This window comes from Corynebacterium sp. HMSC070E08, from assembly GCF_001808895.1.
In the GTDB taxonomy this organism is placed as follows: domain Bacteria; phylum Actinomycetota; class Actinomycetes; order Mycobacteriales; family Mycobacteriaceae; genus Corynebacterium; species Corynebacterium hiratae.
Genome location: NZ_KV794768.1, coordinates 1 through 403 on the forward strand (window position 1 = coordinate 1; position 403 = coordinate 403).

General features: G+C 53.3%; 1 pseudogene. It reads left to right on the forward strand.

The annotated features are described in order from the left end of the window. Nucleotides 1-101: 101 nt before the first annotated feature. A pseudogene (locus HMPREF2526_RS07550) lies at nucleotides 102-403 on the forward strand (transposase); the annotation flags it as partial.

Sequence of the window (403 nt, forward strand, 5' to 3'; positions counted from 1 at the left end):
AACGTCACTCTTGACACTGTTACCTGTTGGTTTTCGTCGGTGGGGAGGAATTTTTCCGCACTAAGTGGGTAGTGCCGGGGGTGTTCAGTAGTCTGATTTTTGTGAGTCCTTATATTCGCACTGTCAAGACCGCTTCTGGGGCGATGGCGGTGCAGGTGGTGTTCTCTGAACGCAAAGGTGCCAAAAGGATGAAGCATATCGGCTCAGCGCATTCAGAGTCTGAGCTTGCGCTTTTACGCGCTGAAGCTCAACGCATCGTCGATGGTGACCAACTCGCAATGGACTTCGGCGAGGTGAAACACATCCCACCGGCAACAGGCAGCGTTTCCAACCCGCTGCCTGTAGTCGGTCAGCGTGCCGGATACTTGCTGGACTGTATTGATGCGTGTTTCAACGAGTTAGG